The 14,669-nt window shown below is 34.7% G+C and carries 17 protein-coding genes; 5 read left to right on the plus strand and 12 right to left on the minus strand.

What is annotated here, in order from left to right; all coding sequences use genetic code 11:
- Positions 1–3: 3 nt before the first annotated feature.
- From J0N78_RS06515 to J0N78_RS06535, 6 genes are all read right to left on the minus strand, one after another.
- Positions 4–1,353 (minus strand): aspartate aminotransferase family protein, encoded by a 1,350-nt coding sequence (locus tag J0N78_RS06515; RefSeq protein WP_209122226.1) that lies wholly within the window; start codon positions 1,351–1,353, stop codon positions 4–6.
- Positions 1,354–1,601: 248 nt separating this feature from the next.
- Positions 1,602–1,808 carry a hypothetical protein gene (locus J0N78_RS06520; RefSeq protein ID WP_209122227.1) on the minus strand — a complete coding sequence of 69 codons (207 nt, stop codon included), beginning with the start codon at positions 1,806–1,808 and terminating at the stop codon, positions 1,602–1,604.
- A 242-nt stretch (positions 1,809–2,050) separates the two neighbouring features.
- Positions 2,051–2,956, minus strand: a complete 906-nt coding sequence (locus J0N78_RS06525) for a chemotaxis protein (protein ID WP_209122228.1) — start codon at positions 2,954–2,956, stop codon at positions 2,051–2,053.
- A gap of 78 nt (positions 2,957–3,034) precedes the next feature.
- Positions 3,035–3,853: an ABC transporter ATP-binding protein gene (locus tag J0N78_RS06530; protein WP_209122229.1), complete on the minus strand. Its 819-nt coding sequence runs from the start codon at positions 3,851–3,853 to the stop codon at positions 3,035–3,037.
- Between the two features lie 97 nt (positions 3,854–3,950).
- Positions 3,951–4,235, minus strand: coding sequence for an iron-sulfur cluster assembly accessory protein (locus tag J0N78_RS26660; protein WP_483860596.1), 285 nt, complete (start codon positions 4,233–4,235; stop codon positions 3,951–3,953).
- A gap of 76 nt (positions 4,236–4,311) precedes the next feature.
- A complete protein-coding gene (locus tag J0N78_RS06535) occupies positions 4,312–5,241 on the minus strand; it encodes a dipeptidase (protein ID WP_209122230.1) in 930 nt (309 codons plus the stop codon).
- Between the two features lie 113 nt (positions 5,242–5,354).
- Between J0N78_RS06535 and J0N78_RS06540 the strand changes: the two genes are divergently transcribed.
- Both J0N78_RS06540 and J0N78_RS06545 read left to right on the plus strand, forming a co-directional pair.
- Positions 5,355–5,798, plus strand: a complete 444-nt coding sequence (locus tag J0N78_RS06540; protein ID WP_209122231.1) for an Hsp20/alpha crystallin family protein — start codon at positions 5,355–5,357, stop codon at positions 5,796–5,798.
- Positions 5,799–5,822: 24 nt separating this feature from the next.
- Positions 5,823–6,203, plus strand: coding sequence for a YppG family protein (locus J0N78_RS06545; protein WP_209122232.1), 381 nt, complete (start codon positions 5,823–5,825; stop codon positions 6,201–6,203).
- 134 nt (positions 6,204–6,337) lie between these two features.
- On the opposite strand, the gene J0N78_RS06550 is transcribed toward J0N78_RS06545, so the two are convergent.
- The 4 genes from J0N78_RS06550 to J0N78_RS06565 all read right to left on the minus strand — a co-directional run bounded on the left by J0N78_RS06550 (position 6,338) and on the right by J0N78_RS06565 (position 10,345).
- Complete coding sequence (locus J0N78_RS06550; RefSeq protein ID WP_209122233.1) at positions 6,338–6,550, minus strand: hypothetical protein; 213 nt, start codon at positions 6,548–6,550, stop codon at positions 6,338–6,340.
- Positions 6,551–6,834: 284 nt separating this feature from the next.
- A complete protein-coding gene (locus tag J0N78_RS06555; protein WP_209122234.1) occupies positions 6,835–8,013 on the minus strand; it encodes an MFS transporter in 1,179 nt (392 codons plus the stop codon).
- 201 nt (positions 8,014–8,214) lie between these two features.
- Positions 8,215–9,429 carry an EAL domain-containing protein gene (locus J0N78_RS06560; RefSeq protein ID WP_209122235.1) on the minus strand — a complete coding sequence of 405 codons (1,215 nt, stop codon included), beginning with the start codon at positions 9,427–9,429 and terminating at the stop codon, positions 8,215–8,217.
- Between the two features lie 52 nt (positions 9,430–9,481).
- Complete coding sequence (locus J0N78_RS06565; RefSeq protein ID WP_209122236.1) at positions 9,482–10,345, minus strand: alpha/beta fold hydrolase; 864 nt, start codon at positions 10,343–10,345, stop codon at positions 9,482–9,484.
- Between the two features lie 97 nt (positions 10,346–10,442).
- Here J0N78_RS06565 and J0N78_RS06570 point away from each other — a divergent pair, with 97 nt between their 5' ends.
- Positions 10,443–10,643: a hypothetical protein gene (locus tag J0N78_RS06570; RefSeq protein WP_209122237.1), complete on the plus strand. Its 201-nt coding sequence runs from the start codon at positions 10,443–10,445 to the stop codon at positions 10,641–10,643.
- A 275-nt stretch (positions 10,644–10,918) separates the two neighbouring features.
- Here J0N78_RS06570 and J0N78_RS06575 read toward each other — a convergent pair whose 3' ends face one another.
- Complete coding sequence (locus tag J0N78_RS06575) at positions 10,919–12,019, minus strand: hypothetical protein (protein ID WP_209122238.1); 1,101 nt, start codon at positions 12,017–12,019, stop codon at positions 10,919–10,921.
- Between the two features lie 191 nt (positions 12,020–12,210).
- On the opposite strand from J0N78_RS06575, the gene J0N78_RS06580 reads away from it, so the two are divergent.
- Positions 12,211–12,435, plus strand: a complete 225-nt coding sequence (locus J0N78_RS06580) for a hypothetical protein (protein ID WP_209122239.1) — start codon at positions 12,211–12,213, stop codon at positions 12,433–12,435.
- Positions 12,436–12,476: 41 nt separating this feature from the next.
- On the opposite strand, the gene metA is transcribed toward J0N78_RS06580, so the two are convergent.
- Entirely contained in the window at positions 12,477–13,391 is a 915-nt protein-coding gene (metA, locus tag J0N78_RS06585) for a homoserine O-acetyltransferase MetA (RefSeq protein ID WP_209122240.1), read from the minus strand.
- A gap of 478 nt (positions 13,392–13,869) precedes the next feature.
- Between metA and J0N78_RS06590 the strand changes: the two genes are divergently transcribed.
- On the plus strand, positions 13,870–14,541 hold the full coding sequence (locus J0N78_RS06590; RefSeq protein ID WP_209122241.1) for a reverse transcriptase-like protein: 672 nt from the start codon (positions 13,870–13,872) through the stop codon (positions 14,539–14,541).
- Positions 14,542–14,669: the final 128 nt, after the last annotated feature.

Raw genomic sequence — 14,669 nt, forward strand, 5'->3', positions numbered from 1 at the left:
CGCTTAACTCCTTTCCTTTAGAGCTAAACTTTGTTCGGTTAAGATTAGAGACTTTGCAAATCGTTCTACGAGTACGTCGATTTCTTGATTGGTTATCGTTAATGGTGGTGCAATTAAAATCCCATTTTGGTCTAATCCGTTGGGACCTGAAGCTGCAGGATATAGCAACAATTGTGAACCTAAAGCATGATCAATAACGATCTGGCTTACGTTCCAGTTACGTGAATATGGTTTTTTTGTTCGCGCATTCTCAACGAACTCAACTCCGATAAGTAACCCTTTTCCGCGAATGTCACCAAGGAACGGAAATCGCTTTACTAAGGGAACTAACTTTTTGGTTAAGTACTCCCCTTTTACAGTTACAGCATCAACAATTTTATTTTTCAATAGATATTGTATAACTGCCAAGGCTGTCGCACACGATTGAGGATTAGCACTAAAAGTATGTCCGCTCATAATCACTTTCGTTCCTTCTTCTATTGTTTGGATCACTTCATCTGAAACAAGAGTTGCTGCAATTGGTGCATATCCTCCACTTAATCCTTTTCCAATGGCCATAATATCTGGTGTGACTCCCCAATGTTCAATAGCGAACATTTTTCCTGTTCTTCCCATTCCAGTCATTACTTCATCTGCAATAAACAATATTTCATGGCGACTACAGATTTTTTTTATTTTTTGATAATATCCATCAGGTGGTGTGATTGCTCCACCCGCCGCCCCGATAATCGGCTCTGCTACAAAAGCAGCAATATATTTTGCACCTATTCTTTCAATGATATCTTCTAACTCTTCTGCACATTGTATATGACATTTTGGGAAGCTAGAGTGGAATGGACAGCGATAACAGTAAGGAGGAGATAATAATGGATAGTTTTCAAGAAGTGGTTCAAATCGTTCTCTACGAGTAATAAAACCGGATAATGATAAAGCACCGACTGTAATTCCATGATAGCTTAACCTTCTAGAAAGAAATAATTGCTTTTCGGGACGCTTTTTTTCTTGCCAATGTTGAAGTGCCACTTTCATCGCTGTTTCAACTGCTTCTGTCCCACTATTGACAAAAAAAGACCAATTTAACGTACCAGGTGATAATCCACTTAACTTTTTCGCCAATTCTTCCGCTGGTTGGTTCGTAAATTGTGATCGGTAAACAAAAGATACTTTCTTACTTTGTTCGTGCATGGCCTCAATAATTTCATCAACACCATGGCCAATGTTTGCGGTTACCGCTCCCGAAGAACCATCTAAATATGAATGACCTTCGCTATCATATAAAAAAACCCCCTTACCGTAATCAATAATGGGATAATTTCTAGTAAGAAACGGTTTAACCAAATGTCGTCTCCCCATCGCTTTCCTCCTATAACAATATAATCAAAAAGGAGTACAAAATGACCGGCAACTACTTTTTTTTTAAGTGGTTTGTAAATTCTTTAATAAAATCGAATGGAAATCGTATTTTTTCATATTACTTCAGTTTATTCACTAATCAACCTGTCAATGCCATGAAAAAGAGCTGACTCCTAAGTGTCACTCGCTCCTCATGTCATTTCTTTGTTGAGGTGCTTCACACTAATCTAAAGTCAGCTCTTATACTATCACTTATACGCTTTACCTTTTGTAAGAATACAAGGTACCCCTTTTCCGATCGCCCCTGGCTGTGACATCTTTTCCATATACTGAATGCCACGGCTGCACTTTGATTTACAAGCGATGCAAACATCAGAGGTCACAACTTTCATATTAAACTCATGTTTATTCACTTGTGGTGAAATCAGTTTCTTTTTAGATGATTTCTTTGCCATTAACCATTTCCCCTTGAATAAAAAGTATAATAAATGATATGTCGTAAAAAGGAAATTGGTTCATCGCCTATAAAGGAATAAAAAAACTGATTATAAATATGATTTTACAATTCTCAATTAAATACAATAGTAAAAGAAGAGGCGAAAATCGATATGATTTTCACCTTCGTTAGTAGATAAGTAGTAGTAGTTTTTTCTCTCTCAGTTTCAACCGTAAAAACTTAGCAGAAGCATCATTCTTTTTATAAAATTAATTGATCGATTTCTTGGACAAGCTTAACAATTTCCGGCTTACTTACTTGAGCATTTGCCCCAACCTTTTCCCCTTTATGGAATAAGTCATCTGTAATAAGAGAAGAAAAAATGACAACAGGAAGATCGTTCAATCTCGAATGGTTTTTAACTTTCAATGTAAGGTGATGCCCGTCCATCTGTGGCATTTCTAAATCCGTTATTAATAAATGGACTTCTTCTAACGGATTTTTAGCTGAATCATCGGCTAAATCTTCAAGATATTTCCAAGCAGTTTGTCCATTTTCAAAAAATATAATATTTTCATAGCCTGCTTCTGCTAAAGTGTCACTTAATAATTTTCTTAGAATAGCAGAATCTTCAGCTGCTACTATTTTTTTCGTTGACCGTTGTCTTGGTCCGAGTACTTTTAAACTTTCTACATTGACTCCTGACTCAGGACTAATGTCGACAACAATTTTTTCAAAGTCTAATAATAACGCCATTCCTTCATCCATTTTTACAATCCCAATTGTTTGTGCTTGCTCCCCTTGAGATAGCTGACTTGGCTTTTCAATTTGTTGCCAAGAAATTCGGTGTATTCTCGTTACACTATGGACGTGAAAAGCTACTTTTACTTGATTTAACTCAGAAATAATAAACTTATCTTGCTCTGGTCTTTCTGATGGTGGAAAATTTAAAACTTTTGATAAATCGACTACTGGAATAACCTCTTGACGCAAACGAATAACTCCTTCAACATACGGATGTCCATTCGGCGTTTCTGTAATTGGTAGTGGGTTAATAATTTCGCGTACTTTTAATACATTAATACCGAATAAACCTGTTCCTACATTAAACATTACAATTTCTAACTCATTCGTTCCTGTTTCAAGCAGTATTTTGTCATTGTTCATGGAAAGCCCCCATTTTCGTTGCTACATTGTATAACCATATGATAAGTGAAATTTTAGACTAGTACAACAAAAATAATGCTATTGAGAAGCTTTATAATTGATAGTTTGCTTATCTTTTATCGAAATCCAAGCTCGCCCATCTTCCCATGATAACTTCAATGGAAGATTAAAAGCAGACTCTAAATTTTTCGCTGTGATGACATTCTCCTTTTTGCCTTTTGCTACTACTTTCCCCTCTTTTAATATAAGTGCATCCGTTATGCCTCGAACCATTTCTTCAATATGATGCGTAACATAAATGATAGTAGGCCCATTTTCTAGATGAGTTAACTCTTCAATCGTTTCTAATAAACTTTCTCTTGAAAATACGTCTAAACCATTACAAGGCTCATCTAAAATGAGCAATTCAGGATTGCCCATCCAAGCACGAGCTAGAAATGTTTTTCGTTTTTCACCTTGAGATAAAATACCAATCGGCTCATTAATTAAATGGGCAATGTTAAATCGTTCAACGGTTCCTTCTGCACGGCTAATATCTTCAGTCGTGACATCTTCATACAATCCGATTGAGGCCAATTTCCCACTTAAGATCACTTCAAGAACTGTATCGCTTGTACGTGCTTGAAATCGATCATCTAATGCTGTACTCACCCAGCCAATTTTCGTGCGAACATTTTGTATATTACAACTCCCATATGTATTACCGAGAACTGACACCCCTCCTTTAGATGGCCATTCATATCCCGTAATAATTTTCAATAGTGACGTTTTTCCAGAACCATTTAAGCCAAGTAGCGCCCAATGTTCACCTTTTTTTACTTTCCAGTTAATATTACTTACGATGGTTTTCTCCCACTTTTTCATTAAGATTCCATCTAAATTCACAACATCATTCATCAATATCCCTCCAAACATATTAAGAAAAACGCTAGGATTCATTTAATAATCCTAGCGTCATCCACATCATGTTTTCATTGTACTTCAAGAAAATTCATTAACAGCAATCATTATTTCCAACGATCGTTAATGCTTCTTTTCCAAATTCGTTCTTCACACAATCTAACGTTATGTTTTCTACATAAGGTATAACGTGATCCTCAATAGCCACGGTTAATCCATTAATGGTTTCAATTTTATCGCTCTCATCTGGCTCATCCAGAGCCAGTCCTAATTTAGGACCACCTCAACCCATACCTGCAAAAACGACACGAATTGTAGAAGAGTTATTGTTTTCCATTGCAGCTAAAATAAGAGATTTTGCTTTATCTGTTATGAACATGTTTTTCACCTCACTTATTTTCTTACAGAAATACACACTTATTTAAAGTATATAAATAATCCGTACTATTGCAAGCTTAAGATATTCGGTTAATATAATTCTCAAAATTTCCATACGTAAATTGCTTCACATCTTCCTCAGAAAAATGCTTCAATAGCTCTTCAATAAAATAGGGATATTTACTCGCATTTTCGAGTCCTTTAACGAAGACCGAAATCCCATCAAAATCTGAACCGAAGCAGATGTGATCTTTTACACCGAGAGAACATAAGTGGTCAATATGACGAATACAATCTGAAATAGTTGCCTGTTCAGTTCCTGTTAAAAATAAAGGATGCCAAACAAGTCCCACCCATCCACCTTTTTTCACTAGTGCGACGATTTGTTCATCAGTTAAGTTTCTATGGTGGTCACACAATGCCCGTGCATTACAATGCGTTGCAACAGGAAGGTCTGCTAATTCCATTACATCCCAAAATCCTTTCTCACTTAGATGAGCAACATCAGTCCAAACGCGATACTCATTATTCAGTTGAACAAATTGTTTCCCCAATAACGTCAGACCTGCGCCTCTAGGTTCTCCTACACCATCAGCACATAAATTGGCTTGATTCCAAGTAAGCCCAATCGATTTTACACCCAGTTGATAGAAAATATTCAGTTTCGTCAAATTATCACCGATGCAATCTACCCCTTCCAGTGTAAGAATTGCCCCTATCTCATGATCCTGTAAATCAGTAATATCATTCCATTCTTTAATATGTTTTATATGATCATGTTTACTGATAACTTCTGTTTGAAACAATTCAACTTGTCTTAAAATCGATTGATACTTTTCTTCAATTGTTAAGTCTGGTTCAGCAAATAATGCAAAGCATTGAACTTTTACTTTTCCAAGCCTTAATCGCTCATAGTTTACGTCAAGCTCATTTGAGTTCGTGAAGTCACGTTGTGGGTTTTCCCAAATTTTTAATAATGCATCACAATGGGCATCAAAAACGTTCATAAAAACCTCCTTTTTTTCATTAGGTATTTGTCCTTTAGGCGAATATCACTAACAAATACAACCCTTCATTCATATAGTAAAAACAGATAAGAGTATTAAATGGAGTGATCTGTATGAATGATAAGAAAAAAGAACCTCAATTCCCTGATGTCCTAAAAAAATCATATAATGATTTTTTAAAGTCAATTGACTCGTTCTTTTATGATGCGTTCCAAAATCTTCATAACAATGGCATGTTCCATCCACAGATTCCAGTCCAAACATACGAAACAGATTCTGCCTTTATTATCGAGGCTCAATTACCGGGTGTAAAAAAAGAGCAAATTATCTTAGATGTTTATCAAAGTCATGTCAAAATCGGTGTAAAACAAGAGGAATTCATTGAAGAACAAAATGATGTAGAACATTACGTTTCACAGCAATATTCTACTCAAGTAAAAGAGCGCGTCATTTCATTACCATTTCCAGTTACACAAAAAGATGTAAAAGCTAGGTACCAAAACGGACTTTTGACGATCAAAGTACCTAACCGCCGTCATGTCATTGATATTGAATAAACGTTTACTAGTGGAGGGGTTAAATTGAACTTCTATAATGAAACACCTTATATGATGCAAGGCTATCCTTACTATCAGCAGCAACCGAACTTTTATCCTAATCAATTTCAAAGCAACTACAAGCCACATGAGATGCATTCTTATCCTAATCCGAATTATAACTTTCCTTATCAACAAAATTGGCAGGCCAACTATCCACTAAGCAACCGCCCTAACTATTTTGGAGTTCAAAATCCTTATGCTCAGCAAGGTCCTGCTTTTCTTAACGCATTTAAAGGACCTAATGGGAATTTTGATATTGCAAAAACGTTTCAAACCGTCGATCAAGTTGTAAAAACAGTAAACCAAATTTCGCCAATTGTTAAATCTGTTAGCTCAATGTTTACGACAGCAACCAAAATATAATTTAAAAGAGGCTAACTCAATCAAGTCAGCACCCTATTTTTTATCAAACGATAATCAAGGATACTTCCTTTTTGGTATCATCAATATTGTCTGTTTACGTGTGCTGAAGATTTTCATGAGTTAGCTTCAATATTTTAATAGGCACTTCCCTTTTTTATTCTTAAACCATAGGCCAAAGTTTGAGATGAATTGATGAGACGGTAGCCCTGATTTTCGTAGAAATCAATTTTTAAATAATTTCGGACCTCTTCTCTTGCCTTTTCGTCAAGTAAAACATGAACTTTATCAAATATATACACTGCATCATCTACTGCTTGCTCATCCAGAGCAAGTTGAAACTCTAACATCGTACTTCACTCGAATGTATCAATGGCTAATACGCGCAAATAAATAGCATCTTGATCAAATTCTGATACTAACTGTGCGTACGCAGCGTCTGTTACAATTACCTTCATGTTTCCTTCCACCTCTTCCTTTTTATCATATCCTTATTTCCATCAGTTTCCAATATTTTCAATTGCACAACCTTTTTATGAAGCCTCGAGCTCTTTATTTTAAGTATTAGGCATTATGAAAATTTTAACCTATTTTCAATGAAAAAGTCTAATAGAGGCAACTCTATGAGCAACCCCTATGTTTTTGAATATTCCATCGTATTACTTATGCGGCTTTCAGTAAGAAATTTATAAATCATCAACCCGACACATCCAATTATCGATAAATATCCTAAATAACTATATAATTGTGCGACACCTGCATTCTGAATAACCAAACCTCCTACAAACGCACCGATAATACCAGATATTCCAAAAAATGTCGTAATAAATAATACATGTCCTGTCGCTTGCAATTCTTCTGGGACAAGCTTTGAAACAATTTGAAACGCTGCTATATAAAAAATTCCAAATGTAACTCCATGCAAAGCTTGAAAAACAAGCAATGTTTCTGGGGAAGTAGCTGCCCCCATAAAATACCAGCGAACACTATATAATACAGCTGAAATCATTAAAAAGGTTAACGGAGTAAACTTTCTAAACCAAAATGCCGTTGCAAAGAAAACGATTGCCTCTGATACAACTCCGGTAAACCATGCCCAACCTATTAATGATTCTTTCCCACCCAGTTCTGTAATAAAAATTCCAAGATACGTATCATTCGTACGATGGGTAACAGATACAAACACAATAATGAGTAAAAATATAAATAAACGTGGATTTGCCCCTAACTTTACTGCATGTAAAATGGTAACTGGCTTATTCGTCGTTTTAACATCACTAAGAGAGGTAGCAAATAGAAACGCAACAACAGCCATAAATAAGATTGGATACATGATGTACTGGATCCCGACAAAAGTTAAGTAATATCCTGCTAACAATGAAACAACTGCAAACCCTAAGGAACCCCACATACGTATCCGTCCAAAGCTCACTTTATGTTTGAGAGCCGTTTTCTGTGACAAACTATCTCCTAATGCAGTTACGGGTGCTAAAAATAAAAATAATACGAACATCATGATCGTATAGCCAGCAAGATGATTCATTTGAAATAAAACAAACGTTGACACAAACGTTCCAGTAACGACGATAAGTAACACTCTTTTTATTGTTTTAAATTTATCACTCATATAACCCCAAAACGGTTGAGCAAATATAGAAGCGAGCGGTCCTACTGCTAAAAGAATTCCGAGATCCTTTGCAGTCACACCTTGATACCTAAAGTAAACCGGTATATAGCTTATAACTATAGTCATAATCGAATAAGCAAAAAATAAATAAGCCATGAGCCTTAAAACTGAACGATTTGGTATCATAATCCCCTTCACTCCCTTCGTTTTTTACCAGTAGTAGACTTTTTAATTCCAAAAAATCTCCCTTAGACCATTTCAAATCACTTACCATATAAGAATAAAGGTTTTCTCCGAGAATGACTATAGTTTTGTAAATAATTAACTTTTCAGAAAAATAAAAAGAGCCTCCGAAACCAAAAAATGATTTCAAGGCCTTAGTCAAGGTTATATTAATCCGTCTTGTTCAAACAAATAATTATACGGAATATCGACAAATAAAAAGAGACGATCATCAATAGGAAAAGAATATGTTCTTATGATTTCATCTTTTTCAATATCAGTATAAAGATCAGATAAAATTCCCTTTCGTTCATAGTTCATACGAACAATGTTTTCTAAAAAATAAGGTCGCCAACTCCAGTTCTTAAATCGACTTCCTTCTTCTAGGTGCCAATTGTTCTTGTCTTTAACGGCATTTCCAGATTGCTGATAACCATCGTGATCACATATATACACTCGAAAAGATACTTCATCCAACTCCTTTGCAATTTGCATCACAACATCATCATAGCTATCTAACGATTTTAATTTTTTTAATGAATTTTTTAATAACAATCCTAGTTTTTCTGTTAAGGTAAACTGTGCTTCAATTTTTTTACGTTCATAATGAATGAAGTGGTGAAATTCTTTTTTTAGAGACATTTTACAAAAATCACTTTTTTGAAAATTAGGCTTAGGTCGAGAAAGATAAAAGCCTTGATAATACCGGCCTCCATTCCGCCATGCATAATTTAATTGATTAAAACTCCCTACCCCTTCAAACATTAAAGTAGCTCCTATTTTTCTAGTAAGAAGTGAGAGGGAATAAAGGACATCTCGATATAGTTGGGGAAAAGCATCACCTTCTAAAAACTCTAAATCTACCTTTACAATATTAGGTTTTAACTGGGCGATTTGATCAAGGTTACTTCCTGCTTTTCCTACATCATCGATAGCGATTTGTACACCTAAGCTTTGAATATACGTTAACAAATGTTTTAATAAAGAAAAATCTCCTTTGAAGTCTTGTTCCGTAAATTCAATAACGATCTTAGATAGTAACAGTCCATTCAATTCAAACGACTTTAAGCTTTTGATCAATCGTTCCCCATTAGTAGCTAAAATTTCATTCATATCAACATTAATAAAAAGCTTTGTATCATCCTTCAATGATAAAAACTTTTCAATCGCAAGGTGACAAACATATTCATCCACTTCTTGTCGATACTCCTCTGGAATCGAGTGATCTTTAAAGAACCATCCTAGACTTTTGACTCCATCGTCTAATTCAATACGAGCTAATACTTCATAACCAATAACTAGTTGTGTATCAGCACTAATTATTGGCTGAAAGTATGGAACAATTTTATCTTTATTCATTATGACATCTAATGCATCCAAATCAACACCTCCAAGTTACGACAACTAGGACAACCATATTATAGCATACTAACTATATATTAGAGCTTGGATACGCACTGTCTTCATCTAAAAATTCGAATATTTGTTCTGCGACTTCGTTTGGTCGTTCTTCTGGTACTAAATGTCCCGTTTTATCCAAAATAAAAAGTTTTGCATTTGGAAGGTCGAAATGTAGCTTTTTCCCGATGTGAACAGGAATGATTTTATCATGTTTCCCCCACAATATTAAAACAGGTTGCTCGATTTTTCTTAACTGTTCGGCAGATAAATCTCCTTCACGATGACGAAGAATACGTATTAGAGAATGAAAAAATTGGTCATCTTCAAACGTCTTTGCATATTCAATGACATCATCATCATTGACGATTTTTTTATTGTAGACAACATAGGAAAGTGCATCCTTATAATCTCGTTTCATAAAATATCTCTTTACTAGTCTAGGTGCAAATGGAATGTATGAAGCATAGCGAAACGTCCTCTTTGCTCGCTTTAGATAACCTGAACTAGATAATAACACAACTTTCTCCACACGATCAGGTCTTAGTTTAGCCATATATAGTGCCACCTGCCCCCCCATTGAATGGCCAGCTGATACGACTCGATTAATTTTAAGGATTGAAAGGACTGAAAATATTAACTCTGCATAATTCTGTAAGGAATAGACAAACGTATTCGATTTTTCGCTTTTTCCGAATCCAGGTAGATCAACTGCTAATACTGGATGATGACCTGCTAATAACGGGATGAGGTGACGAAAACTATATGTTGATGATACAAAGCCATGGATAAGAACAATCACAGGTCGCTCTAATTGATTGTCATGAAAATAATATTCATAGTGCACTTTTACATTATTAACTAAAATCGTATCAGATTTTTCAACATACTGCTTCATTGAGAATTTCCCTCCAAATGAGCACACATTTTAAGAATAGGATTGCCTTTATTTTAGCAAACTATGATAACTTGAATTATGTATTGGAGGGATAGAAATGAAAAATAACAATAAACGAATTACAGTTGAACCTCGTACAAAAGAATATGGGTTAGAAGCCAACATTGACTTAGAATATACGAAAGATTACGGGGAAGGCTTTTCGATGGAGGATGTAAGCGATGATGACCATAATGATCTTCATGTCGATTCTGGGCCGTTAAAGGATAGAGTTGGTATCCAAAAAAGAAACTTATAATGTAATTTTAAAAGTCCGGGAAAAATAGCTGTCGAATCTCATCGTTGGCTTGCTTCTCCGTTACTCATGTATTAAAAGCATACACTGCGTTACTCGAAGCTTCGCCGCCTCGACCTTCTCGGCTCTTTTTGTCCTCCTTTTAAAAAAGAAACTTATAATGTAATTTTAAAAGTCCGGGAAAAATAGTGGCTGACCCATTGTAGTCATAAAAATACGCTATTTATAAGCGGTTATACTTTCTCGAAATGTTTTGTTAATGAGTCAGCCATTAGCTTCTAATTTTCTTTTAACGGTTCAATGATTTTTTGGATAACATCATTTTGGATCGCTTCCAATTTATTTTTTACGGTGAAAAGATCATAATATTCATCAATCACGTCTTGAGCTTCTTTTGCTTTCATTAAATGAGCTGTACCTTCCTTCATACAGCTTCTATAATTAGATTCACATTGATTAATGGTCGACATTTCAGTTCCCTCTTCTATAGTAGGGTCAATACAGAATTCGAACATATCGATCACTTTATCTCGTTCGCTTTTTGGATTTATTACATGAGGAGCAGTTCCGTCGATGACCGCAATCTCTAAATCTTCAATAATGATCATATCTAAACTAGTAGGGTCGAACCCACAGAGGAAATATGTGATATTCATTCCACGGTGAATGGCTTCCGTTGCCAGCTTACGCATTAACGTTGATTTACCACTTCCTGAACGTCCTTTAATAATATACCTTCTTTTTAACTCAGAAGTTAACTCTTCAATAAAATGTACAGCGCCTTTTGGGGTTGCAGCCCCAAAGAAAATCTCTTCATAATTTCCACTTGTTTGCTTTGCTTTTTTATTTTGAAAGATGGCCTTTTTGAGCTTATCAGTTACCTCATTCGCTTTTGTAAAATCCATTGCAGATAAGTAGATTTGCTCTTTCATTTCATGGTGTTCTGTCGCTTGTGAAAAACGTTCATATGCGAGTTGAATTTGGTAATCACGCTCATTTTCTAGTTGATTAATTTGCTTTTGCAATTGACCAGCCTTTTGAACATCGTATGCCTTATTAAAATTAATAAAGACAACACTTTGCTCTGCAAAGTTTATATCTAAATTTTTTATCATTGTGTAAGTTACTACAGCTAGCTTTAATTCAGGAATGCGTAATCCTTCAACATAATCATTGTGGCTTGGGCTATGAAAGTAATCGATTGAAAAATGACTTTCTTTCAATGCATTAGCGATTTTTTCAATGGTCAGATGCCCTTGCTTCATAGAAAGCCCTTTTAATACAAATAAACATTCCAATTGTTGAGTTAACTCTGGTAACACTGAATAATAACCAACCCTCGTATGTCCACTTACATAATACCGACGATCCATTTTCATAAAAAAACCTCCATCTAAGAAAATTTTGATAAAGGTAAAAAGAACATGTCTAATATCCTCCAATTCTCCAACTTTTACATTGTATAGTTAGTAAGATTACTAGTAAAATAGACATTAACCTATAGTAAACCTATGCTGAATTATTTAAATGGTGACAAAATCAAACATGTTAATAAAAAGGTTGTCTAATGATGAATATATATCGAACATTTATAAAACGCTTATTAAGAAATTATATTATCGGTTCACTTGTCTCAGTCTTCAGAGTTGGAACTGTTTTAATGTTTACAACCATTTCTTTAAATCAAAGCAAAGGTACTCAATGGGAAGCACAATTTGTTGATTATTTTGCTGAATATCTTATAGAAAAAAATTTTATGATTAATAAAGAAGAATATACAAAAGTTGCTCCATAAAAAGAAAGCTAGCTCCAAACTTAAAGCTAGCTTTCTTTTTATTATTTAGATAAGTCGTATGGTGTTTCTTGGTAAACGTAGTAGTTTAACCAGTTTGAAAACAGTAAATTGGAATGTGCTCTCCAACGTAATAAAGGTTTTGCATTCGTATTATCATTTGGGAAATAGTTGATCGGCATTTCGATGTTTAAGCCTTTATTTACATCCCTTTCATATTCGTCTTGTAATGTACAACAATCGTATTCAGAATGTCCTGAAACAAAAATTTGCTTACCATTTCTTGAAGCAACAATGTAAACGCCAGCTTCATCTGATTCACTCAAAATTTCCAAATCTGGTACTTTTTCAATATCTTCTCTCCTCACTTCGGTATGACGAGAGTGCGGCGCAAGAAATACATCATCAAATCCCCTTAATAGTTTAACGTTAGATTCATTATTTACATTATGTGCAAACACGCCAAACATTTTTTTCTCTAGCGGATATTTAGGAATACCATAATGATAATATAGACCGGCTTGAGCTCCCCAACAAATATGTAGGGTGGATGTAACGTTTGTCACAGTCCAATCCATAATTTGTTTTAATTCTTCCCAATAATTCACTTCTTCAAATACTAATTTTTCGATAGGAGCACCTGTAATAATCATTCCATCAAATTTTCTATTCTTAATGTCATCAAATGTTTTATAAAATGATGATAAATGCTCTTCAGATGTATTTTTCGATTTATGTGTATCTGGATGAATAAATACGACATCAACTTGTAATGGAGTATTTCCTAGTAAGCGAAGAAGTTGAGTTTCCGTTACTTCTTTCAACGGCATTAAATTTAGAATAACAATTTTTAATGGGCGTATATCTTGTTTATAGGCCCTACTTTCATCCATGACGAATATATTTTCTTCGTTTAAAATTTCTTTTGCTGGTAAATGATCTGGAACTCTAATTGGCATTTTTACTAACTCCTTTATGCGGGATAAATCAAAGGTAAATCATCCATCCTAAACAATAAATGGCTCTTTTCTCAAAGATTGTTGCTTTTAGCTTTTGGACCGTAAGCCAAGCAGATGCTTGGCTCTTCACGCATAGCGTGAAGGTTTTGAAAATAAAATAGCCGTTCAGACAAATGAATTTGTCTTGAAAAGGCTATTTTATTTTCAAAAAACGGTCCAAAAGCAACAAAGTTTACGAAAACAGCCTAATAAATACAACATAGGAGGGATGGTTAACAAATGATAGGACTAGTGATTCGTAAAATGATTAAGCTTATCCTCTTAAAACAAGGTATTAAACTTATAAACCGATTTCTCAATCAAAAATAAAAGAAATGCTGTCAAAACTTTACCCTTTTAATTTATTAAATTATCATGATTTTATATAATTCGCAATTGTTATTTTGTTATGATTTTTATTAATAGAGGTGAAAGCGTTATGAAAATGCGATTAGAATGGCACTACCAAGTACCAAAAGGAAAAAAAACGTATTTACTCTCAACTGATTTTATGAGTATTCAAGATATTTTATTTTTCGCTAGAGATATTGAAAAAACGGGTAGAGTAAAGCAGTTGCAATTTTATGATCAAATGGATTCAGAGTGGACAAAAAAAGAATTAGAAAAGCTGTTAGAGAAAAAATCTCAAGAGCCCGAGCAGATTGTAGCCTACTTCGATGGTGGCTTTGATAAATCAACACATATTGCCGGTCTAGGTGTCGTTATTTACTACGAGAAAGATGGACAAAAATACCGAATCCGTAAAAATGAACGGATCGAAGAAATGGAATCAAACAATGAAGCAGAATATGCTGCACTATGGAATTTATTATTACAACTTGAAGAGCTCGAAATACACCATACTGAATTAACGATAAAAGGGGATTCGATGGTCGTTATCAACCAATTAACAAATGAATGGCCATGTTACGAGGAAAATTTAGAGCGATGGCTCGATCGAATTGAAAAGAAAACAAAGCAGCTTGGTTACATAGTCAACTACAAAGCCATTTCTAGAAAAGAAAACCGGGAAGCTGATCAGCTCGCTTCCCAGGCATTAAACGAAATATTTATATCAAGCCACTTAAATTTAAATGATAGTGAAACCTAATCATAAGATTAACCAATAGGTAAAAGCTCTTTTGTGTCTAGCTACAGCGCCCAGCGTCTAGTGAGACTTCCCTCACCGCCGTACGATAAGTCAACATCAATTCACTAACGTTCATTGTGTTTCCTTTA

It is taken from the genome of Alkalihalobacillus sp. BA299 (assembly GCF_017745675.1).
GTDB lineage: Bacteria > Bacillota > Bacilli > Bacillales > Bacillaceae_F > Alkalihalobacterium.

Excerpts from the sequence above, each read along its gene's own strand:
- J0N78_RS06535 (WP_209122230.1), bottom strand. The coding sequence starts at position 5,241 with ATGAACGTTTTTGATGCCCATTGTGATGCATTATTAAAAATTTGGGAA.
- J0N78_RS06525 (WP_209122228.1), bottom strand. The coding sequence starts at position 2,956 with ATGAACAATGACAAAATACTGCTTGAAACAGGAACGAATGAGTTAGAA.
- J0N78_RS06555 (WP_209122234.1), bottom strand. The coding sequence starts at position 8,013 with ATGATACCAAATCGTTCAGTTTTAAGGCTCATGGCTTATTTATTTTTT.
- J0N78_RS06575 (WP_209122238.1), bottom strand. The coding sequence starts at position 12,019 with ATGAAAATGGATCGTCGGTATTATGTAAGTGGACATACGAGGGTTGGT.
- J0N78_RS06570 (WP_209122237.1), top strand. The coding sequence starts at position 10,443 with ATGAAAAATAACAATAAACGAATTACAGTTGAACCTCGTACAAAAGAA.
- J0N78_RS06530 (WP_209122229.1), bottom strand. The coding sequence starts at position 3,853 with ATGAATGATGTTGTGAATTTAGATGGAATCTTAATGAAAAAGTGGGAG.
- J0N78_RS06520 (WP_209122227.1), bottom strand. The coding sequence starts at position 1,808 with ATGGCAAAGAAATCATCTAAAAAGAAACTGATTTCACCACAAGTGAAT.
- J0N78_RS06580 (WP_209122239.1), top strand. The coding sequence starts at position 12,211 with ATGAATATATATCGAACATTTATAAAACGCTTATTAAGAAATTATATT.
- J0N78_RS06515 (WP_209122226.1), bottom strand. The coding sequence starts at position 1,353 with ATGGGGAGACGACATTTGGTTAAACCGTTTCTTACTAGAAATTATCCC.
- J0N78_RS06540 (WP_209122231.1), top strand. The coding sequence starts at position 5,355 with ATGAATGATAAGAAAAAAGAACCTCAATTCCCTGATGTCCTAAAAAAA.
- metA (WP_209122240.1), bottom strand. The coding sequence starts at position 13,391 with ATGCCAATTAGAGTTCCAGATCATTTACCAGCAAAAGAAATTTTAAAC.
- J0N78_RS06590 (WP_209122241.1), top strand. The coding sequence starts at position 13,870 with ATGAAAATGCGATTAGAATGGCACTACCAAGTACCAAAAGGAAAAAAA.
- J0N78_RS06565 (WP_209122236.1), bottom strand. The coding sequence starts at position 10,345 with ATGAAGCAGTATGTTGAAAAATCTGATACGATTTTAGTTAATAATGTA.
- J0N78_RS06550 (WP_209122233.1), bottom strand. The coding sequence starts at position 6,550 with ATGTTAGAGTTTCAACTTGCTCTGGATGAGCAAGCAGTAGATGATGCA.